Source organism: Peribacillus sp. NPDC097197, from assembly GCF_050278025.1.
Lineage (GTDB): Bacteria > Bacillota > Bacilli > Bacillales > DSM-1321 > Peribacillus.
Window position 1 is genome coordinate 54,377 of sequence record NZ_JBNNST010000008.1, and the last position, 19,340, is coordinate 73,716.

Annotated in this window: 23 protein-coding genes; 9 read left to right on the forward strand and 14 right to left on the reverse strand. The window is 42.9% G+C overall.

Annotation, left to right across the window (positions count from 1 at the left end; all coding sequences use genetic code 11):
* Positions 1-40 precede the first annotated feature (40 nt).
* Both ACQKL6_RS12215 and ACQKL6_RS12220 read left to right on the forward strand, forming a co-directional pair.
* Positions 41-1,093 (forward strand): ribonucleotide-diphosphate reductase subunit beta, encoded by a 1,053-nt coding sequence (locus ACQKL6_RS12215; RefSeq protein WP_402867611.1) that lies wholly within the window; start codon positions 41-43, stop codon positions 1,091-1,093.
* Positions 1,083-1,502, forward strand: a complete 420-nt coding sequence (locus ACQKL6_RS12220) for a flavodoxin domain-containing protein (protein WP_402990299.1) — start codon at positions 1,083-1,085, stop codon at positions 1,500-1,502. The genes ACQKL6_RS12215 and ACQKL6_RS12220 overlap by 11 nt, the downstream gene beginning before the upstream one ends.
* 65 nt (positions 1,503-1,567) lie before the next feature.
* Here ACQKL6_RS12220 and ACQKL6_RS12225 read toward each other — a convergent pair whose 3' ends face one another.
* Both ACQKL6_RS12225 and ACQKL6_RS12230 read right to left on the reverse strand, forming a co-directional pair.
* Positions 1,568-1,765 carry a cold-shock protein gene (locus tag ACQKL6_RS12225; protein ID WP_028393295.1) on the reverse strand — a complete coding sequence of 66 codons (198 nt, stop codon included), beginning with the start codon at positions 1,763-1,765 and terminating at the stop codon, positions 1,568-1,570.
* Between the two features lie 203 nt (positions 1,766-1,968).
* Positions 1,969-2,463 (reverse strand): hypothetical protein, encoded by a 495-nt coding sequence (locus tag ACQKL6_RS12230; RefSeq protein WP_402867609.1) that lies wholly within the window; start codon positions 2,461-2,463, stop codon positions 1,969-1,971.
* 109 nt (positions 2,464-2,572) lie between these two features.
* Between ACQKL6_RS12230 and ACQKL6_RS12235 the strand changes: the two genes are divergently transcribed.
* Positions 2,573-3,016, forward strand: a complete 444-nt coding sequence (locus tag ACQKL6_RS12235) for a GNAT family N-acetyltransferase (protein ID WP_402867608.1) — start codon at positions 2,573-2,575, stop codon at positions 3,014-3,016.
* On the opposite strand, the gene modB is transcribed toward ACQKL6_RS12235, so the two are convergent.
* Both modB and ACQKL6_RS12245 read right to left on the reverse strand, forming a co-directional pair.
* Complete coding sequence (gene modB / locus ACQKL6_RS12240; RefSeq protein WP_402867607.1) at positions 3,017-3,670, reverse strand: molybdate ABC transporter permease subunit; 654 nt, start codon at positions 3,668-3,670, stop codon at positions 3,017-3,019.
* Positions 3,667-3,828 (reverse strand): hypothetical protein, encoded by a 162-nt coding sequence (locus ACQKL6_RS12245; RefSeq protein WP_402867606.1) that lies wholly within the window; start codon positions 3,826-3,828, stop codon positions 3,667-3,669. The genes modB and ACQKL6_RS12245 overlap by 4 nt, the downstream gene beginning before the upstream one ends.
* Before the next feature lie 179 nt (positions 3,829-4,007).
* Here ACQKL6_RS12245 and spx point away from each other — a divergent pair, with 179 nt between their 5' ends.
* Positions 4,008-4,403, forward strand: coding sequence for a transcriptional regulator Spx (gene spx, locus ACQKL6_RS12250; RefSeq protein ID WP_402867605.1), 396 nt, complete (start codon positions 4,008-4,010; stop codon positions 4,401-4,403).
* A gap of 54 nt (positions 4,404-4,457) precedes the next feature.
* Here spx and ACQKL6_RS12255 read toward each other — a convergent pair whose 3' ends face one another.
* The 5 genes from ACQKL6_RS12255 to ACQKL6_RS12275 form a co-directional block, all read right to left on the reverse strand.
* On the reverse strand, positions 4,458-5,885 hold the full coding sequence (locus ACQKL6_RS12255; RefSeq protein ID WP_402868516.1) for a HAMP domain-containing sensor histidine kinase: 1,428 nt from the start codon (positions 5,883-5,885) through the stop codon (positions 4,458-4,460).
* Positions 5,875-6,564 (reverse strand): response regulator transcription factor, encoded by a 690-nt coding sequence (locus tag ACQKL6_RS12260; RefSeq protein ID WP_402867604.1) that lies wholly within the window; start codon positions 6,562-6,564, stop codon positions 5,875-5,877. The genes ACQKL6_RS12255 and ACQKL6_RS12260 overlap by 11 nt, the downstream gene beginning before the upstream one ends.
* Positions 6,565-6,773: 209 nt before the next feature.
* Positions 6,774-7,697 carry a cation diffusion facilitator family transporter gene (locus tag ACQKL6_RS12265; RefSeq protein ID WP_402867603.1) on the reverse strand — a complete coding sequence of 308 codons (924 nt, stop codon included), beginning with the start codon at positions 7,695-7,697 and terminating at the stop codon, positions 6,774-6,776.
* A 151-nt stretch (positions 7,698-7,848) separates the two neighbouring features.
* Positions 7,849-7,986 carry a hypothetical protein gene (locus ACQKL6_RS12270; protein ID WP_402867602.1) on the reverse strand — a complete coding sequence of 46 codons (138 nt, stop codon included), beginning with the start codon at positions 7,984-7,986 and terminating at the stop codon, positions 7,849-7,851.
* A gap of 72 nt (positions 7,987-8,058) precedes the next feature.
* A complete protein-coding gene (locus ACQKL6_RS12275) occupies positions 8,059-8,787 on the reverse strand; it encodes a metallophosphoesterase family protein (RefSeq protein WP_427651182.1) in 729 nt (242 codons plus the stop codon).
* A gap of 225 nt (positions 8,788-9,012) precedes the next feature.
* Between ACQKL6_RS12275 and ACQKL6_RS12280 the strand changes: the two genes are divergently transcribed.
* Positions 9,013-9,195: a YjcZ family sporulation protein gene (locus ACQKL6_RS12280; RefSeq protein WP_402990305.1), complete on the forward strand. Its 183-nt coding sequence runs from the start codon at positions 9,013-9,015 to the stop codon at positions 9,193-9,195.
* Between the two features lie 43 nt (positions 9,196-9,238).
* Here ACQKL6_RS12280 and ACQKL6_RS12285 read toward each other — a convergent pair whose 3' ends face one another.
* The 5 genes from ACQKL6_RS12285 to ACQKL6_RS12305 all read right to left on the reverse strand — a co-directional run bounded on the left by ACQKL6_RS12285 (position 9,239) and on the right by ACQKL6_RS12305 (position 15,393).
* The gene (locus ACQKL6_RS12285; RefSeq protein WP_402990308.1) at positions 9,239-9,829 is read right to left on the reverse strand and encodes a DedA family protein; all 591 of its coding nucleotides are present in this window, start codon (positions 9,827-9,829) and stop codon (positions 9,239-9,241) included.
* Between the two features lie 384 nt (positions 9,830-10,213).
* Entirely contained in the window at positions 10,214-11,563 is a 1,350-nt protein-coding gene (locus ACQKL6_RS12290; RefSeq protein ID WP_402990313.1) for an allantoinase, read from the reverse strand.
* A 53-nt stretch (positions 11,564-11,616) separates the two neighbouring features.
* Positions 11,617-12,873, reverse strand: a complete 1,257-nt coding sequence (locus ACQKL6_RS12295; RefSeq protein ID WP_402990318.1) for a pyridoxal-phosphate-dependent aminotransferase family protein — start codon at positions 12,871-12,873, stop codon at positions 11,617-11,619.
* 14 nt (positions 12,874-12,887) lie between these two features.
* A complete protein-coding gene (gene allC, locus ACQKL6_RS12300; protein ID WP_427651183.1) occupies positions 12,888-14,135 on the reverse strand; it encodes an allantoate deiminase in 1,248 nt (415 codons plus the stop codon).
* A gap of 202 nt (positions 14,136-14,337) precedes the next feature.
* Complete coding sequence (locus ACQKL6_RS12305) at positions 14,338-15,393, reverse strand: Rieske 2Fe-2S domain-containing protein (protein WP_402867595.1); 1,056 nt, start codon at positions 15,391-15,393, stop codon at positions 14,338-14,340.
* A gap of 290 nt (positions 15,394-15,683) precedes the next feature.
* On the opposite strand from ACQKL6_RS12305, the gene ACQKL6_RS12310 reads away from it, so the two are divergent.
* From ACQKL6_RS12310 to ACQKL6_RS12325, 4 genes are all read left to right on the forward strand, one after another.
* On the forward strand, positions 15,684-17,300 hold the full coding sequence (locus ACQKL6_RS12310; RefSeq protein ID WP_402990324.1) for a PucR family transcriptional regulator: 1,617 nt from the start codon (positions 15,684-15,686) through the stop codon (positions 17,298-17,300).
* Between the two features lie 170 nt (positions 17,301-17,470).
* The gene (locus ACQKL6_RS12315) at positions 17,471-17,845 is read left to right on the forward strand and encodes a VOC family protein (protein WP_402955469.1); all 375 of its coding nucleotides are present in this window, start codon (positions 17,471-17,473) and stop codon (positions 17,843-17,845) included.
* Between the two features lie 263 nt (positions 17,846-18,108).
* Positions 18,109-18,669: a TetR/AcrR family transcriptional regulator gene (locus ACQKL6_RS12320; RefSeq protein ID WP_402955466.1), complete on the forward strand. Its 561-nt coding sequence runs from the start codon at positions 18,109-18,111 to the stop codon at positions 18,667-18,669.
* A gap of 149 nt (positions 18,670-18,818) precedes the next feature.
* Positions 18,819-19,328, forward strand: coding sequence for a DUF2798 domain-containing protein (locus ACQKL6_RS12325; RefSeq protein ID WP_402990327.1), 510 nt, complete (start codon positions 18,819-18,821; stop codon positions 19,326-19,328).
* Positions 19,329-19,340 lie beyond the last annotated feature (12 nt).

Below are 19,340 nucleotides of genomic sequence, written 5' to 3' on the forward strand. Positions count from 1 at the left end.
AGTGGGAATGGAATTTACTTTATTGAAGGAGATTTTACAGATGACAAACCATATCAAGAAAATCAGGATGCTCGAACCAACCCATCCTACCAAGGCAACCGGCGTTTTCAAAGGAGAAGCATCAGGCTTTCTCCTTTGGAACGACATTCAGTATGAAAAATTCTATGATACCTATACACAGCTCATCAACAATTTTTGGAAGCCATCGAGCGTGAACATGATCCAGGATAAAAAGCAGTGGGGTGAATTGGATGAGGATATCCAGGACGCTTTCCTCGACATCCTCACGATGATTGCCGGGATGGACAGCCTGCAAACACCAACATTAGTGGAGATCCTTCGATACATCAAGGATCCGGCAGCAAAGGCGATCCTCGCCAACATGGCCCAGCAGGAATCCATTCATAATGAATCGTATTCTTACATCCTTGCTTCCTTGATTCCTGTCGGCAAGCAAAAACAGCTTTTTGACCGGATCAAAGAACACCCGGAAGTAATCAAGCGGAACCATCCGATCGTGGATGCCTACCAAACATTTGTGGACGACCCTAGCCCTCAGCACTTATTCGAGGCGCTCATCCATTCCACGAACCTTGAAGGGATCTATTTTTACCTGGCTTTCGCCTTCTACTACAATCTGGGCCGGCAAAATCTGATGACCGGTTCGGCAACGATGATTTCCTATATTCATCGCGATGAAATGGTCCACTTCGATTTCATTGGCATGCTTGTACAAATTTTAATGTATGAATATCCGGAACTGAATAATGAAGACAATACGAAGTTCATCTATACGACGATTGAAAAGGCCGTCGAGCTTGAAAAAGAATGGTCCGAATATATGCTTGAGGATATCCAAACAAAAGCAGATCTCGATTTGGACGAGTTCAACGAGTATATTGAATATATCGCCAACAAACGATTACGCATGCTTGGACTTGAAAACTTGTATCAAGAGTATAGCGAGAACCCGATGCCCTGGATCAAAACGTTCGACGATGAATCCATCGGGCTGACGAAGACCGACTTCTTCGAGCAAAAATCAAGGACCTATAGCCAAGTAAATGCAAGCAACGGGTTCGATGAGCTTTAAAGCCGCCATCGTCTATCATTCGGCAGGCGGCAATACAAAGGCGCTTGCTGAAGTCCTTGCATCCCTTTTGCCCGAAGCAGAGCTATTTCGGGTTCTTGAATTTGATATACGTACAGTGCATGAGTATGATTCGTTGATTGTCGGTACTTATACTTGGGGAAATGGCGAGCTTCCTGCCAGAATGTCCGCCTTCTATTCGGAGCTAGAGCAAATGCCGATTTCCCACCTGAAAACAGGAGTCTTCGGAACGGGTGAAACCAATTACAATCATTTTTGCGGAGCCGTCGACCAATTTCGGGACATGCTATTTGCCAAGAGCCAATTGGTCGCTACATTGAAAATCGAACAAATGTATCAAGAAGTGGACCTACCCAGGATAAAAAAGTTCGCCTCTCTATTTACAAACTAACAAACTCCCAAGCTTGTAAATACAAAATAAAAAGACCCCAAATTGGGGTCTTTATTAACATTCAATTATTTTTGAACGTTAGCAGCTTGTGGTCCACGAGCGCCTTGCTCGATTTCGAAAGAAACTTCTTGGCCTTCTTCAAGTGTTTTGAAACCTTCACCTTGAATAGCTGAGAAATGTACGAATACGTCGTCTTGTCCTTCAACTTCGATGAAACCGAAACCTTTTTCTGCGTTGAACCATTTTACTTTACCTTGTACCATGTTAGTTCCTCCTGTGTTTGGAAAAAATCCATTTTTATACTATTTTTGGTTCTGGATAATGTCTCAAGAGGAACCCTAAAACGGTAAATCCTTCTATCAAACAACTTATTCCGAACAAAAATAATTACCCATATTATATCATGGGTAATTAACTGAAAACAATATTAATGGGAGTAATTTTGCCGACAAATTATCCTAAAATTCTACATTTTTCTTTTTTTGCTTTGACGGAATCCTTCATCCAATAAGTAGCGCTCCGCTTCGATTGGACTTTCGAAACACTCCTCTAAGTTCGGTCCTGAGTATACGTTCCAAAGCTGATCTTCTCTAACAAGCGAAAGCTCCTGCTTTTCACGGCCAATCCAAGTTCCCTCCAACCTAGCGAACTCATCGTCCGCCTCCTCTTCTTGCATAACAGGAGGTTCGGATAAATAGGATAGGGCAGTTTTGATCAATGCTTTTAATTCCTCTTCGGAATAGTCACGTATATTGATGAATCCTTTGCGGTCTGTTTCCTTCTTTTTCAAATGCCCTGCGTATACGAAGCCATTGCCATTCGGATGCAGGTGCTGTACGACAATTTTCTTCTCCTGAACACTGCCGGGAAAATGGAAATTGACGCGTCCTAGTGAAACATCTTTCCGTTCTAATTCCGGGAAAGTTTCAATGATACTTAATTTTTCTTCAAATGTTAACAAATTTCTTCCTCATTTCATTAGTTCATCTTGTTTGTCGATTATAACACAAGAAACCATCATTCTGTTTACCTACTTCTATTATAATGGATTTTAAGGAGATGATTTACGCATGATGATGAATATTCCAGAATTACGCTCCATCCATGGACAACAACTGTTTTCCCTTCAAAAAAAAGCCTATGCAGTGGAAGCGGAATTAGTTAGATTTGACGAAATACCCCCATTGGTAGAAACGTTTAATCAATTCTTACGCTGCAAAGAAACATTTATCGGTTTTTTTGTTGACGATACGGTTGCCGGGGCCATTTCCTATAAAAGTGAAAATGGACTGATAGAGATTTGCCGATTGGTCGTACACCCAGATCATTTCCGAAAAGGCATTGCACAGGCCCTTCTTACCCACCTACAACTGACGATTCCATGGAAGAAGCTATCCGTTTCGACCGGTACCTTGAACATGCCTGCACGTAAACTGTATGAAAAAAATGGCTTTATTCATAAGAAAGACGTGGAAGTCGCACCTCAATTTTTCATTAGTTTATACGAAAAATAATCATTTTATGTACGTCACGATGAAAAGCATGATGAAAGAGATGGCGATGATCACACCGACCCATAGCCAGGCTAGAGTCATATTCCCTGAATCCATGGCTATATATATCGCGGTCGGTATCGTCTGGGTCTGTCCCGGGATGTTTCCAGCAAACATGAGTGTCGCCCCAAATTCCCCCAAGGCTCTTGCTGAACTCAATATCGCTCCGGTCAGGATGGATTTGCCGGCTAATGGAAGGGATACATACCAGAATAACTTCCATTCACCCGCTCCATCCACTCTCGCGGCATTTTCTATTTCTTCATCTATGCCCTCAAAGCCCGTTTTGGCCGATTGGTACATAAGCGGGAAGGCTACAACGGTAGAAGCAATAACCGCCGCCCACCAGGTGAACATGATTGGTTGGCTAAACACCTTCTCGATGACTTGACCTAGCGTTCCGTTTTTACCGAAAAACACGATCAGTAAAAAACCAACGACGGAAGGCGGCAATACGAGGGGCAGCAAAAACACGGTTTCCAGGATGACCCTTCCTCTGAAGCGCTTTTTGGCCATGATGCGGGCAAGCATGATTCCTATAATAAAGACGAGGATTCCCGAGATTCCGGCTATCTGAACGGACAGTCTAACAGGTGACCAAAAGTCCGCGGTCATGATCCTTGCCCCACAGTCGACATCATCAATGAAGGAAAACGCAACAGTTGCTCTTCTAAGAAATAGTTTTCCTTAGCTAAAAACGGCTCAGCCACCCTCATCCTATTCCCCGGATTTCCTTCAGATGCAGGCACTCCCGATATTTTAAACATCCACATTCGAATTCTCCCTTTTCCAAAAAAACTTTTAAGTTTATTTTTCTTGACATATTGCTGACACATACAAACGTTAAAGTAAGAGTATAACAAATACAAAATAATTTTAACCCATAAACCGAAAAAGCAAAAACCCAAAAAAAACCTATAAAAAATATGAAACCTTAAGGGAGTCGATTTTAATGGTTACAATTTATACTACACCAAGCAGTTTAGCATGTCGTAAGGCAAAAGCTTGGCTTCAAAAAAATGAAATTTCCTACAATGAACGGAACTTATATTCTCAACCTTTATCTATAGAAGAAATCAAAGCGATTTTACGTAAAACGGAAGGCGGTACAGATGAAATCATCTCAACCCGTTCCAAAAAATTCAAAAGCTTGAATATCGATATAAACAATACACCACTTAACGACCTTTGTACGCTCATTCAAGCAAATCCAGATTTATTACGTCGCCCGATCATTTTTGATCATAAGAATTTGCATGCTGGCTATAATGAAGAAGAAATGGGCCGCTTCCTTCCAAGAAAAGTCCGTCACATTCAATTGTGGCGTGCCATCAGCCAACTCGCCTAATCAACTATACCTGACAAAAGGGTTGTCCACTAGAAATGGACAACCCTTTTTTTGTTATACCCGCGCTGATTTCTCTACTGTAATGGTAAAAATCGTCCCTTGTTCATTGCTTTCTTTCAACACGAGGTCTCCCTTTTGTGCTTTAGCAAGCATCTTGCTGAAGGGAAGGCCCAATCCTAATCCACGCACTTTCAGTTTTTTGTTTTCGCCCCGATAAAAGGGTTCGAACACATACTGTTGTTCATGTTGCGGAATGCCGCGTCCACTATCCTTCACGTCGATTCCTATTCGGGAATCTTCCAGATCATAGAGACCTATCTCGATTTGACCATTGCCATCCAGGGAATGCTTCGCATTGTTCAACAGATTTATGATAATTTGCTGCATCCGCAGTGAATCAATCTGCCCATGAATCGGTTCATCCGGAACCTGCACATTCAGGGTGAAGTTCTGATCCTCCTGGGTAATCTGCCAACGATAAGCGATCTCCTGAATGAATGTATTTAGATTTTCTCTTTCCAATCGAATTTTAAAGGCACCGGCCGACATTGCATTATAATCCAGCAAATCCTCGATCATCACCTGTAGGCGTTGAGTTTCCTTCAAGGATATATCAAGAAATTCCTTACTTTGCTCGCCAGTAACCACGTCATCCCTTACCGCTTGAATCAACCCGCTAATGGATGTGACCGGTGTTTTCAGGTCATGGGTGACACCAGCAAGCAATTCGGCCCGTAATTTCTCCATGAGTTTCAACCGGTTTGTCATTTCCTTGAAGGATTCCACGAGTTCGTATATCTCTTCTTCGCGTATCTCCTCTTCTTCTTTAAAATGGATATCATAGTTGCCTTCCCGCACTTGGACAGCAGCGTTAGCCACATCTTGGATGGGTCTCGATATCTTTCTTGAAAGAAAATAAATGACGCCCGTCCCAAGGCATAGCAAACCTCCTATCAGGAATGCAAGCAAACCGTGATCCTGGTTGACTTCCTTCAAAGCCCCTTCTTCCTGGGCAATGACGACCCACCCCTTTGTCTCGCCTTCAAATGTGATCGGCGACTTGACGACAAATACCTTGTTTTCGGAAATCTTGACCTTCTGGATCAATTCCTGACTATCCATAATGGCGTGAGGAAGCTTACTATTATCTTCATTAAGATATAATTGAGGCATCGTATAGATGATACTGCCATCAGGATCAACGATATAAATGATCGGTTGCTTATTGAGCTGAAGGATTTTTTCCCTTTCTTCCACGATTTCGGAAAGGATGGGACCGACGACAATTTGGCCATTCTCCTTCATTGCCCGGTCGGACGTTTCATCCGCTAAATACTTAAGCAGGCTCAGCCTATATTCCAGGGCCGTTTTTTCCATCCACCATAAGGAAAAGACAGATAATAGCAATAAGCCCGAAATCAACGTCAATACATATCTTTTTGTCCAATAGAGCTGCAAGGTAGTCCGTTTCCTAGTTTTCATAGACACTCAATTGATACCCCAATCCACGCAACGTTTTAATTTCCCCTTCGGATGATGGCCAGGCATCGAGGGCTTTCCTGATTCGTTTGATAGCCAAATCCACGGCACGGTCACTTCCGTCATAGTCTATGCCCCACACCTGATCGAGGAGTTGCTCTCTCGTGAAAATATGATTGGGGTGCTTCGCGAAAAAAATGAGCAATGACAAATCACGGGGCGTCAAGCTAATTTCCTCCCCTTTTAAGTGCACCGCATAGGCCTTGTTATCAATGGACAAGCTACCAAATTGATGTACATGTTTTTCTTCGACTACAGGTGTCGAGCTCCTCCTTAAAACGGCATGCACCCGGGCCATCACTTCTTCCGCCACAAAGGGCTTGGAAATATAATCATCCGCTCCCGACTTAAAGCCGGATAGGCGGTAATCCACATCATTCAATGCCGTCAGCATGATCACAGGACACATATCCTTCTCCCTGATTTCTTTCAAGATGTCCCAGCCCTCTTTACCAGGCAGCATCACATCAAGTAGAACCAGATCAGGGTTCGTTTCTTCGAAGGTCGGAATAGCCTTGAGTCCATCGAAAACTTGTACGACTTCCATCCCTTCACGCTGTAAATATGCTTTCAACACCATCGAAATGGCAATTTCATCTTCAACGACTAGAATTTTTTTCATAAAGGAATTCCTCCTTCTTAAAATTATAGTTGAATCATATTGCATTATCCAACCTAACTGTGCATCAGTCTTTTATCCCCCATCATATCCCCTTAATGTGTCAGGAATATGTTCATCTAATCATTTCTCGACATTTTTGGACACTTCTCGGTTTCATCCGAAATACGACACATCAAAAAAGCCGGCTTCATCGATGAGCCGGCCTTGTTTCAATTACATGTCTCATGCGGGTTCGGGCACCCCACATCCTGTTTTTCCACTTGGATCGTGCTATGTTCAATCCCATGTCGGTCATGAAGCAGTTTTTGGGCAACAGCAAGGGTTGAATCGTGGTCTCCACCAGCATCAATGACGACATGACAGCTTAACGAGAGAAATCCGGAGGTAATCGTCCAGATATGGAGGTCATGGACATCCGATACATGCGGCAATTCCTTCAAATTTTCTTTCACTTCTTCCATGTCGATTCGTTCTGGTGTGCCTTCCATTAGAATATGGAAAGAATCGCGCACCACTCTATACCCACTTATAACTATTAGAATGGCGACAATCATACTCGCGATGGGGTCCGCCATTCCCCAATCGAAAAAGTAAATCAATAGTGCTGCCACAATGGCGCCCACTGAACCGAGCATATCGCCGATTACATGTAAGAAAGCACTCCGTACATTCAGGTTCTCTTCTTTATCGCCACTCATTAGAATCCATGCGGCAATGATATTCACAAACAAGCCAATGATTGAAATCATTAGCATTCCCAAACTTTGAACCTCAGGCGGATCTACAAACCTCCGAATCGCCTCTACGAAAATGAATACCGAGATTACGATTAACGTCAAACCATTTAAACAGGCGGCAATGATTTCGAAACGCTTGTATCCAAAGGAATTGGATTGGGTCGCCTTTCGCTCGCCTAGCCTTATCGCTGCATAACTGAGCCCCAAAGCCGCTGCATCGCTCAGCATATGCCCTGCATCCGATAGCAAGGCCAGACTATTCGTCATGAACCCTCCAATCACTTCGATTACCATGAATGTCGAGATTAGCACAAACGACGCCAGCAGAGCTTTTTTATTATCTGAATGATGATGGTGGTGTCCGTGGTCATGGGAGTGACCCTCATGATGTCCCATGATTTCCCCTCCTCTCGTATCTATAACCTTATATATAGTATGGGATAATTTCAGAATGGTTTCAAATGATTGACTTACCCATTTAAAGCGTAAAAGGTACGGGAGGGCAAAAATAAACACTGCAGGCGATGTCCTACAGTGTCCTAACAAGCTATCCTTCATTTTGCATGGTATCATCGACGATCGCACGCAAGTCCTTATTGAATAATTCATCATTACAGACGAGGCTATGTTGCTGCTCTGCATTTTCGGGATCTTGAAGATGACGGTTCTGTTCCGAATCCTTCATGGGACTCTCCTCCTCGAATATGTAACAGTTTGACTTTTATCATATCCTTAGGAAGATATTTTATGCTTGGATCTATATCATCTGATTTCCATGAAAGGCACGTATAATGAATTCATGCTCCGGGACCTGTAACTTTTTGTAGGACGAAAGAAAGGCAGCATTATCATACGACGCATTTCCCAGATGAACCTGAATGCCGTTGTCCTCGATGGTAACCACGGCATACCGTGCAATTGGTTCACTATTGCACCCAAGCGATCCGGGATTCAGGAAAATCGTTTTGTCGTTTTGAAAGTGATGAAGAGGATGATGATGCCCAAATCCTATCAAATCCTCTGACCGATTTCTAAAAAGGGCCTCCAAGTTAGCTAAATTGGGTGCAACGATCTTGCTGAAGGGATTTTCACTGATGTGTGCATTCCCCTTTTCCTTTTCCATATGATAATGGGTGAAGAAAAGAGTGCGGTCATGAACCGGAACCTCCAGGGTGCGAGGCAGTTTTTCCAGGAGCGGCACGAATAGGGGGTCCATCCTTTTCGCAATCCATTCATGGTGCTCTTTAACATGGACATGTCCCGTTGGATGTTCCTCCCCTTTAACAATGGCCAATACGGCTTCATCATGATTTCCACTGATCATCGTTAGGTCATCTCTCGAAAATAACAAATCCAAGACGTCATTGGTATCGGGTCCTATTGCGATCATATCCCCCAAACAATAGATTCGCTCCACTTCATTTCTTTCATCAATTTCCTTAAGAACGGCTTTCAATGCCGAAGCATTGCCATGTATATCTGTCATAATCGCAACTTTCACGGAGAAGACCAGCCCCCTTCTATATATGTGGTATATTATAACATCTTTAAAATCCAGGAAAAATTATTCGGGCTCATCTCCCCCTGTCTACCCACGCCCATTTTTAATGAATAAGCAAACACTTCGGCCTAGAATACATAGTATGGAGTATTCCCAGTAAAGATGTTTTGCTAGGTATGTAAATCATAAATGTTATGAGGAGGAAATTTAATGGGTGGTCATAATCATAATGGATGTAACGAAAGTTGTAACGATGGATGCGGTGGCGGTTTCGATAACGGCTTTGCCTTATTAATCGTACTGTTTATCCTACTAGTCATCATTGGTTGTAGCTGGGGCTTCGGCGGCGGCTATGGTGGCGGCTACGGTGGCGGCTACGGCGGATGCTGCTAACAGGTTAAATAAAAACAAGGCGCCTGAAACGGCGCCTTCTTTGTTATTGATTCGTTTTTTTCTTTGCTTTGAAGAACAGCCAAATGACGATCAGGACGATTGGGATGAGCAAGAAGTTCGCGTATTGCGCGAAAATCGCTCCAGCCTGCTCCCATTGCGGCCCTAACTTATATCCTAGATATACATAAATCGTGGTCACGGGAAGCATCGCCAAGTATGTATAAAGCATGAATTTCCAGATATTCATTTTCAAAATACCACAAGGTAATGAAATGGCCGTACGGATTCCGGGAACAAATCTTCCGAAAAAGGCAATTCCCGCTCCATACTTATCTAAGAAGTACTCAGCCTTGTTCAGCTGTTCCTCTTTCACCAAGAAGTACTTCCCAAACTTCATTACTAGCGGCCTTCCCCCATACTTTCCTAGGGCGTAAAGTGTCAATGGACCCGTTACCCCACCAATTGAACCAGCCAGTATTGTCAAGACTAAATTCCATTCACCTTGATATACCCAATAGCCGGCAAGCGGCAGAACGACTTCAGCTGGGATGAATTCAAATGTTAACGCAAGCAACACCCCGAAATAAGATAAAGATTTAAACGCTTCGATCATATCCATGATCAAAGATTCCATAGAGGTTTCCCCCTTTCTGACAATTACATATAAAAAAGGATGCCCCCGCTGTTCACGGGCACCCTTTGTTTGCTAAAAGGACAGTTACCGGTATCTATCGTGTGGATTTTATACCTATTACACATTTTTTCATACCGTAATCCTATAACAACGGTTCATAAAGAGTCAACGTTTTATTACCGGGATATTTTTCTAGTACCGTTGGAGGATAGTCTCTTCCCTGCATTCATCGCTACTTATACCTATACTAGTCTACACTATATAGATTTTTCATTTCACCCTTTCCGCAAAAACAACGAAAGAAGGCGATCCAAATATAGGAGAATCACCTTCTTTCCACTTCATATAATATTGTAATATTAGATGTGCAATTCGATTTCCCTACTATTTTAGCCACGTTCCCCGCGCCTGTTTCCTGATTTCGCCCTTATCATAGACTAGCTTTCCCTTGTTGAAGGTGGCGGTTATTTGACAGGGGAAGGTGTGGCCCATATAGACACTTTGCTTATGCTTGGCATAAAAATTGTCCCTACTGACTGTATAGTTTTGACTCAGGGAAATAACAGCAAGATCTGCATCCATTCCTTCCTTGATTTGTCCCTTTCTTGAAGAAAGTCCAAATCGCTCAGCAGGTGCTGCCGCTATCCAATCAGCCACTTTCGATAAAGGAATATCGTATGTAATGGCCAGTTCGATCATCGATAGTAAGGAAAACTGCCCGCCACTTATTCCACCCCATGCCTCGAACAGGTTATGCACCGCAGGATCCTTCATTTCATAAGGACTTGGGGAGTGATCTGATGAAATCATGTCAAACCTTCCTTCTATTAATAAAGCAATTAACTTTTCCTGTTCGTCCCTCTCACGGAGTGGAGGTGCGCATTTTGCGACCGACCCTTTCTCGATGAGTGTAGCTTGATTGAATAGTAGATAGTGAGGACAGGTTTCGACGGTTACATCCAGGCCACGTCGCTTGGCCCGTTCTATCTTTTCTATCGCCAATGCACTGCTGATGTGGACAAAATGCAGTCGGCATCCTGTCAATTCTGCATATGTAATGGCTCGTTCGACTGCCTCTGCTTCTGCTAATACGGGACGAGTCGCCGCATAGTCGTCAGCGCTGTATAATCCTTGCTCCTCTTTCCCTTGCTTCAACCAGCGAGTAATTGAATCACTTTCGGCATGCAGTGCCAAAATCTTATCCAACTTGGCGATTTCCCGCATACCATGAAGCAGAGTTAAATCATCCGCCCGTTCAAACTCATCATTGCCCGTCGCAGAAAGAAAGGCCTTAAAACCAATGACCCCTGATTTAGCTAGCCCTTCCAATTCATCTATATTTCCGGGTACCAAACCACCCCATAAACCAAAATCGACAACCGACTTCGCTTCACCGATTTTCGCCTTCTCAAGAAGCGCCAGTTGATCAATCGTGGAAGGGATCCCATTCAATGGCATGTCAAAATAGGTCGTGCATCCGCCTGCTGCCATCATCTGCGAACCGGTTTCAAACCCTTCCCAATGGGCACGTCCCGGCTCACTGAAATGGACATGAACATCAATCATTCCAGGAAAAACATAGTGTTCCGATGCTTCATATTCTTCGAGCCCTTTATCATCGATCAGATTGCCAATCTCGGCAATCATGCCATCCCGGATGGCAACATCGGCTTTTTTCACTTCTTCAGGCAATACCACGTAGCCATTACGGATAATGAGTTCGTATGTGGACATCTTGTTCACTCCTTCAAATCGTTTGGCAAAAGATACAGGAAGTCACCTTCCCGTTATGATTTCACTCCGATCCGTTTTCCCGATTCCCCTACGTATATGTCGAGTGCAGCCTGCAAAGCTCCCCCCCGATTCACCTCGAACCCTTGGCGTAAAAGTACCGCTTCCAAAGAAGCCAGCACAAAGAGAATATTCTCTTTCCGACAACTGAATCCCATTGTTCCAATTCTCCAAATCTTCCCGTGAAGGGGACCGAACGAGGATGCGATTTCGATACTAAATTCATTCAATAGCATCGACCGGACTTGCTCTCCATCCACCCCTTCTGGAATTTCAACACAAGTTACGCATGGTAATTTATTTTTCCCATCCCCAAATAACGTAAGCCCCATCGCCTTGATGCCAGCAACAAGTGCGGACTCATGATGCCTATGGCGGGCAAATCGCTGTTCCAATCCTTCTTCGAGCACAAGGCGTAGTCCTTCACGTAATGCATAAATCATCGAAGTTGCTTCTGTATGATGGTTCAAACGACGTGGTCCCCAATAATCCTGCAGCATGCCCAAATCGAAATAATTGGAGGGAATGGGACGATGGCTAGAAATACGTTGACGATCTTCTTCTGTTTCAATCCCCCGTTCCACCTTTTTACGGGACTGAATGATCTTTTCAATTCTTTCATTATATGTGATTGGCGCCATACCCGAAGGAACGGACAGGCATTTTTGCGTACCGCCTATCAACCCATCAATATACCATTCATCCACCTTTACCTCCGTTCCTCCAATCGATGCAACCGCATCGACCACAAGCAAAACATCTTGCTCCCGACAGGCCTTACCGATTTCCGCTAACGGCTGCATGCATCCTGTGGACGTTTCCCCGTGAACAATTGCCGTTATTTTCGGGGATATTTTCTTGATTTCCGCAATGACTTCCGCTGGATCAAAAACCTCCCCCCATGGACATTCGATCGTATGCACTTCCGCACCATATCGCTCACAAATTTCAACCAGCAAATGACCGAACCGCCCAAAAATCGGAACCAGGACCTTATCGCCAGGCTCAATAATGCTGCATAGTATCGCTTCATTTCCGGATCGGGATGTCCCGTCGATTGGAAAAGCCCAGTGATTGTTCGTCTGGAATACGAGACGAAGCATTTCCATTACTTCATTCATAATATTCGTAAAGGCAGGATCAAACTGCCCTAAAATCGGAGTGCTCATCGCCCGTAAAACCCGGGGGTCCACCTCCACGGGCCCTGGAGTCATGATGGTCCTGACCGGTGTCCATAATTCTTTATATGCCATTTCATCTTCCCCCTTTAATAGGCTAATTTATATAATAGGTCGCTTAACACATCGATTCCTTTTTCTAAGTCCTGAATGTTCGTAAATTCTCTCGGTGAATGGCTGATTCCATCCCGACTTGGAACGAAGAGCAAGCATGTCGGACAAATCGAACCAAACACCTGTGCATCATGCCCCGCACCGCTAATGATATCTTGATAAGGAATCTTATGATTTTCGGTAATTTCCCGAACCAAGGAATTCATCTCTGTACTTAATTCAACCGGCACGACATCCATCCACTGTGCAACTTCCAACTGTATCTCGTTACCATCCGCATGAGATTGGAAGGTAGAGAAAATCTCCCGACAAAACGAATTAAGGACATCTTCTTGGTGATGCCTGATATCTAAACTAAATGCCACTTCACCAGCCACGACGTTCGGAACGTTTGGAAACACATCCACTTTACCGACCGTCGCCACTAAATGAGGGTCCATTTCTTTGGCCTTACTCGTTAAAAAAGAAATGTATTCCGAAGCTGCACTGACTGCATCCCTTCGATCATGCATCGGGGTGGTGCCTGCATGATTACTTTCACCAAGAACCCTAATCGTATAGCGACGCTGCCCAACAATATGACTGACGACCCCGATCGTCTTTTGATTTTTTTCCAAGATACTTCCCTGTTCAATATGAATCTCGACGAATCCCTCAATATCATCACGGACTGGCGTTATATATGTATCAGGGTCAAAACCTGCTTCCTTCATGGCTTTCAAAAATGGATACCCCTCTGAATCCATCAGCCCTTTCACTTGGTCCAGACCATACACCCCTTGGATATTCCTCGATCCCCAGAATGTCAAGGGGAAACGGCTCCCTTCTTCTTCACAAAAGGAAACGACTTCGATCGTTTTCCGGGGAGGCCCATAGGTTTGATGCAACCTTTGTACCGCTAGAAAACTAGCGATGACCCCAAATGCACCATCATACTTCCCTCCTTCGACAACCGTATCAATATGAGACCCCGTCAGGATTGTTTTACTTCCGGGATTCGTCCCTTCCAATCTTCCAAACAAGTTACCTACGCTATCAAAATGCGTCCGTAAACCCACTTTTTCCATTTCCATTTTCAATGCTCGCTGGGCCTGCACCCATGCCTTGGAATATAATAACCGAGTTACTCCCTGCTTCTCCGTTAACCCGTAAGAAGCCAACCATTCAATCATAGAAGCAACATCATCTTTTTCATAAAGAGATTCCTTGATTTGCATGGCCATCACGTTTACCTCCTCTTATTCAGCCCTATTGTATGTTATGAATCTTCACAAATTATGTTATATGGATTATTTTACTTGCTTACATGATGAACTTCATTGACAATTCTGTTAGAAATCAAAGATATTTTTGTACACCATCACTAAACGACAAACTTATTTGGTAGAAAAAAAGCGAGAGCGTCCACAAGGACACCCTCACACATCAACTTGTATAATTTGAGCCTAACCCCAATTCCCTCAATAGTTGACGGTAGGCAATCGAAGTCTTATCCGCCGCGATATGGGCTTCCGCTTGAAGATCGAGCGGCAACTCCTCCGGCTTTTGATTTTCGACCATTTCCTTATCTTCATTAAATATCTGTAAATTGAATTCGTATGTGTCTTCAAGAGGTGCATCTAAATCAAAATTTCGCGCCATCGGGGAAAACATTCTTGTTTTCCTAGCCGAGACCGGACTAGCGCAATTCAGGATAAATAATTTCCCACCTTCCGGAAAATGGACCGTCAACCTCGCCGCTAATGGAGGATAAATGTCAAACACGCGTAGCCACTCAAAATTCGGCGGTTCCAAATGTTTCAGGTCTTTTCCGTAATTGCTGACCGAACTTCTATACTCGACATGTAAGCCGTATTCCGTTTTATCCACTTTATAACTTGGCACAACGGGGTTATCACGATCAGCGAAGCTTTCTGAGTGAACCCAGGCAAAATGAGATACATCCAAAAACCCTTCCATCTGTCTTCCTGCAGAACCAGCAATGTCGATGAACGGAGGCAGAATATTCAGGTATGCCTGATCGTCCCATGCCGGCAATGGCGGGATATCCTCAACATCGCTTGCTATCGAAGTCCAGACCAATCCATAACGTTCTACCGTCGGATAGATGGTAATGCAAAGACGAGGAGATATTTTCGCATTAGGGTGTGCGGGAATTCCCGTGCAGTTCCCCTCTGGCCCGTATCTAAATCCATGATAAGGACAAACGATATTGTCTTCTTCCACCCACCCCATGCTTAGCGGAACCCCCCGGTGCAGACAAAGATCCCTAGCCACAATGATTTTTCCGCTCGCACGGTAAAGTACAAGATGGACATCCAGCAATTTAATGCCGAGGGGCTTTTCCGTCACTTCCTCGACCGCCGCCACCGGAAACCAATACTGCGTCAATACATCCCAATCCTCTTTACTGAACGTGCATTCTTTTGGATAGGGTGTCACTCTTTTTTTCTTCTTCGTAGCAACATTGGTTTCCTTCATTCCTTCATCTCCCCTTTTTCATTCATAGCTTTTTATAAATAGTACCAATATTCAGACATTATGTCACCACCAATGTTATAAAACCTTACATTAAAATATAATTTTGGCTATCTCAACAAAATAAAATGGAAAATTTGTAAGGATTGTCAAAGGAATTGTATGATATGATAGAAAAAAACTCACATCATGAAGGCGATAAGGAAATAGTCCACAGCACGTTCTATAGGAAAAGACTATTACACTCGCACACCCCTAGATAATCAAAATCTTAATGAATGAGGTGTGTTTAGATGAAGGTAGCCGAACTTTTACATTTGCCGTTTTTACCCGGCATGCACGTTATCGCTGGAGAATTAGGATTGGATGGGGAAGTACAAACGGTCAACATGATGGATGCCCCGGATATCATCCATTTTCTAAAACCTAATGAATTTCTCGTAACGACCGCGTACCACCTGAAGGACCAGCCACTCTTATTCAAGACTCTCATCGAAGGCATGGCCAAACAAGGTTGTGCCGCACTCGGCATCAAGACTCGACGGTACTTGAAGGAAGTACCTGAGGAGATACTTCAACTTGCCAACGAACTCTCTCTTCCTATCATCGATCTTCCCGCAGACTTGTCTCTCGGTGAAATCACCAATCTCATACTCCGGCAAATTCTCGATCAACGAGCCAATGAATTAACGCACGCGATGGAAACACATAAACAATTCACCAATCTCATTATGCGTGGAAAAGGAATTCAGAAATTACTCGATCATTTATCCAATATGATTGAATATCCCATCACATTGGTTGATCAATACCTTAAACCGATGATTCATCCATATCGCACCTCTTCAGTTTTTTCAATAATCAAAAAAATTATCAGTGAAGGATACAATTTCCAACTAACCAAGTCTCCTTTTTTCTCATTTTCAGTCCTATCCAATCAGCAAACCTATACTGTTTTCCCCATCTATCTGGATGGAAAAACATTTGGATATTTGACCATTTCAGGAGAAATCAAGTCCAGCGACAATTTGATTACCTTAACAATCGAACAGGCCACAAACGTCATCTCCTTCGCATTAATGAAAGAGCACGCACTCAAACAGCATGATCGAAATATACGAAATGAATTCTTCCTCCATGTCCTTGATGGCAGCTTCTCCTCACATGAGGAAATCATAAACCGGGCAAAAGAGTTCTCCTTACATAACGAACAAACATATATATGCGTCGTTGGGAAAATGGACGAAACCCATGAAAGTAAAAACTATACACAGCAACAGGAAAAAGCCGATTCGGTTTATGCATTTTTAGAAGAGGAACTTCTCGACTCAACCCTCCCTATCCACCTCTTTACAAAAGGAAAGAAGTGCATTCTTTTATATGAGGTAAACGAAGATTCAAACCGTTCCCTTCAATATGTAGAATCCTCCTTACATGCCTTGCAAAGAACAGTGAATAAACAATTTGACTGTACCATGTCGTTCGGAGTCAGCCATATGGCCCCGAAATTTCTTCAGATCAAACACGCCTTCAAGGAAGCGAATGACTCCCTCAAGGAAGGCGGTCTATCAAAAAGGGCTGGATATATCCAGACATTCCGGACAAAAGACATCATGGAATTGCTACGAATCATCCCTGAAGAAGACCTAAAGAACTTTAACCACTTCGCCCTACAAGGATTTTCGAAAATAAAGAACGAAGAGCAAGAACCATTATTGCAGACACTATCCGTCTACCTGGAGACCCATTGCCAAATTTCCGAAACAGCCAAGAGATTATTTGTTCATCGGAACACCGTTGTATACAGACTCGAGAAATGCGAGGAACTACTTGGGAAGAGCTTGAAAGACCCTGAAACCACACTACAAATACGACTTGCCTTAAGGATCAACACCCTGCTAACTACTTAGATTTCATCTTTCCAATTACATCCTTCCATTACAAACACGTTAGGATCGTTAACCATAAGCAAGACTTATCAACTTAAATAACAACTTTATAATTTCCTTATTATTACAATAGGTGTAAGATTTGAATCAAGAACATACTATCCATTTGGATCCAGAGGGGATTGATTTACATGCCATTTACTTTTAAGTCCATTGACCATATTCAGCTCGCCGCCCCTAAAGGCAGCGAGGACAAGGCAAGAACATTTTTCAAGGACCTGCTAGGCTTTGATGAAGTCGAGAAACCTGAAGCCCTAAAGAAACGTGGTGGCGTTTGGTTTGAATTCGCCAATCACCAAATACATATCGGAATCGAAGAACCATTTTATCCGGCAAAAAAAGCTCATCCCGCTTTTGAAGTAGAGAATATAGAAGCTTTAAAACAGCATTTAGTAACAAATGGAATCGATGTCATGGAGGACGATAGAATCCCAGGTGTTAAAAGATTCTTCATTTCCGACCCTTTCGGTAACCGCATGGAATTGCTTGAACGGGTAAAAAGCTAAATACCTTCCAAGATTCGACCGAACTTACAAAGAATAAGAATGATTGGGAGTATTCAGGAGCCTGTTAAAGGCTCTCTTTTTTATGGAAGCAAAGAATATACCGTTGTATATACCATCCACATATGCGTTATCCCAGTAGGATTGTGGAATGGGGATAAACTTTAATTTCTTAAAAATGTGAATTTATAATTATCTTGACTTATAAAACATTATTTTGATATATTTAAAAACAGACCGGTTGGTTTAGAGGAGGTTTACTGCGATTGGATACAAAATCACTGATCATTGACATCGCTACAAACCTTTTTCAGAAAAAAGGATATTTAGGCGTAGGATTAAATGAAATCTTAAAGAAATGTAACATTTCAAAAGGCTCACTTTATCACCATTTCCCCAACGGAAAAGAAGAATTACTCATCGCTTGTCTTCAATCTTTGAATACTATTATCACTTCGGATATGAAAGAAATTTTCCAACAACATCCAACTACACAAATGGCTACTCAATCGATGATTGAAAAACTGGCCGTTCAGTATGATCGTGATGGGATGATTAGTGGTTATACATTCAGTAGTATGGTAAGCGAAATGGGATCGCTAAGCGAACCAGTGAGAACCACTTGTGCTCTCACTTTCACAAAGATTCAAGATATTTATTCAATCAAATTAATAGAAGATGGCTTTTCCAAAGAAGCAGCTCAGGCACTGGCATTAATGCTGACCGCTACCATCGAAGGTGGGATCATGCTTTGTTTAACAAAAAACTCGAGCGAACCATTAAGAACGATTTCGAAGGGATTGCCCAATTTATTAAAGGCGTATTAATGTAATATAATTACGTCCATACAAAGCCCCTCGACTTGCTTGTTGAGGGATTTTCATTACGCCTTAGAATCAGTAGTGTAAATACTTTTTACGTGTATTGATCACGTAGCCACAACGTCTAAATATGTATTTTCGGAAGGAAGAAAACATTGAAAAACGAAACTAGATTACCAAGAAACGGCAAAGAGGGCGCATTATACGGAGGTATCATCTGTTTTCTTACCTCTTTATTCATGTCGTCATTCAGTATCATTACAGTAACTGGTGAATTTAACGGGGAAGTTGCAATGGATATTATCAAAATTTGGCCAATCATGTTTATTATCGCCATGGTCATTGAGCCAGTCCTTGTAGGACGCATTGCAGAAAACATGGTAAAAAAGTTCACTCAACCAACAGATAGCTTTAACGCAAAGATTTTATTCCGTATCGTATTCACTGTATTCGGCATGTCCATGTGCATGACTTTCATTGGCGGAATCATCGGTAACGGTTTTAATTCGGATACCTTTAGCAACTTTATTTCATATTGGCCAAGAAACTTCTTCATCGTTCTTATTGCTGAGAGTTTAGTCATTCAACCCCTTGCAAGAATGGCCATGGTAAAAATACATGCTAATCAAGATAAAAAAGATCCTGCCGTTGCCATTATAAAATAATGCCCAGGATGA

Bases quoted from the DNA above. Each gene is read 5' to 3' on its own strand.
- ACQKL6_RS12265 (WP_402867603.1), bottom strand. From the start codon at position 7,697: ATGGGACATCATGAGGGTCACTCCCATGACCACGGACACCACCATCAT.
- allC (WP_427651183.1), bottom strand. From the start codon at position 14,135: ATGGCCATGCAAATCAAGGAATCTCTTTATGAAAAAGATGATGTTGCT.
- ACQKL6_RS12255 (WP_402868516.1), bottom strand. From the start codon at position 5,885: ATGAAAACTAGGAAACGGACTACCTTGCAGCTCTATTGGACAAAAAGA.
- ACQKL6_RS12225 (WP_028393295.1), bottom strand. From the start codon at position 1,765: ATGGTACAAGGTAAAGTAAAATGGTTCAACGCAGAAAAAGGTTTCGGT.
- ACQKL6_RS12285 (WP_402990308.1), bottom strand. From the start codon at position 9,829: ATGGAATCTTTGATCATGGATATGATCGAAGCGTTTAAATCTTTATCT.
- ACQKL6_RS12215 (WP_402867611.1), top strand. From the start codon at position 41: ATGACAAACCATATCAAGAAAATCAGGATGCTCGAACCAACCCATCCT.
- ACQKL6_RS12280 (WP_402990305.1), top strand. From the start codon at position 9,013: ATGGGTGGTCATAATCATAATGGATGTAACGAAAGTTGTAACGATGGA.
- ACQKL6_RS12260 (WP_402867604.1), bottom strand. From the start codon at position 6,564: ATGAAAAAAATTCTAGTCGTTGAAGATGAAATTGCCATTTCGATGGTG.
- ACQKL6_RS12310 (WP_402990324.1), top strand. From the start codon at position 15,684: ATGAAGGTAGCCGAACTTTTACATTTGCCGTTTTTACCCGGCATGCAC.
- ACQKL6_RS12245 (WP_402867606.1), bottom strand. From the start codon at position 3,828: ATGTGGATGTTTAAAATATCGGGAGTGCCTGCATCTGAAGGAAATCCG.
- ACQKL6_RS12275 (WP_427651182.1), bottom strand. From the start codon at position 8,787: ATGACAGATATACATGGCAATGCTTCGGCATTGAAAGCCGTTCTTAAG.
- ACQKL6_RS12305 (WP_402867595.1), bottom strand. From the start codon at position 15,393: ATGAAGGAAACCAATGTTGCTACGAAGAAGAAAAAAAGAGTGACACCC.
- ACQKL6_RS12270 (WP_402867602.1), bottom strand. From the start codon at position 7,986: ATGAAGGATTCGGAACAGAACCGTCATCTTCAAGATCCCGAAAATGCA.
- modB (WP_402867607.1), bottom strand. From the start codon at position 3,670: ATGACCGCGGACTTTTGGTCACCTGTTAGACTGTCCGTTCAGATAGCC.
- ACQKL6_RS12235 (WP_402867608.1), top strand. From the start codon at position 2,573: ATGATGATGAATATTCCAGAATTACGCTCCATCCATGGACAACAACTG.
- ACQKL6_RS12295 (WP_402990318.1), bottom strand. From the start codon at position 12,873: ATGGCATATAAAGAATTATGGACACCGGTCAGGACCATCATGACTCCA.
- spx (WP_402867605.1), top strand. From the start codon at position 4,008: ATGGTTACAATTTATACTACACCAAGCAGTTTAGCATGTCGTAAGGCA.
- ACQKL6_RS12315 (WP_402955469.1), top strand. From the start codon at position 17,471: ATGCCATTTACTTTTAAGTCCATTGACCATATTCAGCTCGCCGCCCCT.
- ACQKL6_RS12290 (WP_402990313.1), bottom strand. From the start codon at position 11,563: ATGTCCACATACGAACTCATTATCCGTAATGGCTACGTGGTATTGCCT.
- ACQKL6_RS12220 (WP_402990299.1), top strand. From the start codon at position 1,083: ATGAGCTTTAAAGCCGCCATCGTCTATCATTCGGCAGGCGGCAATACA.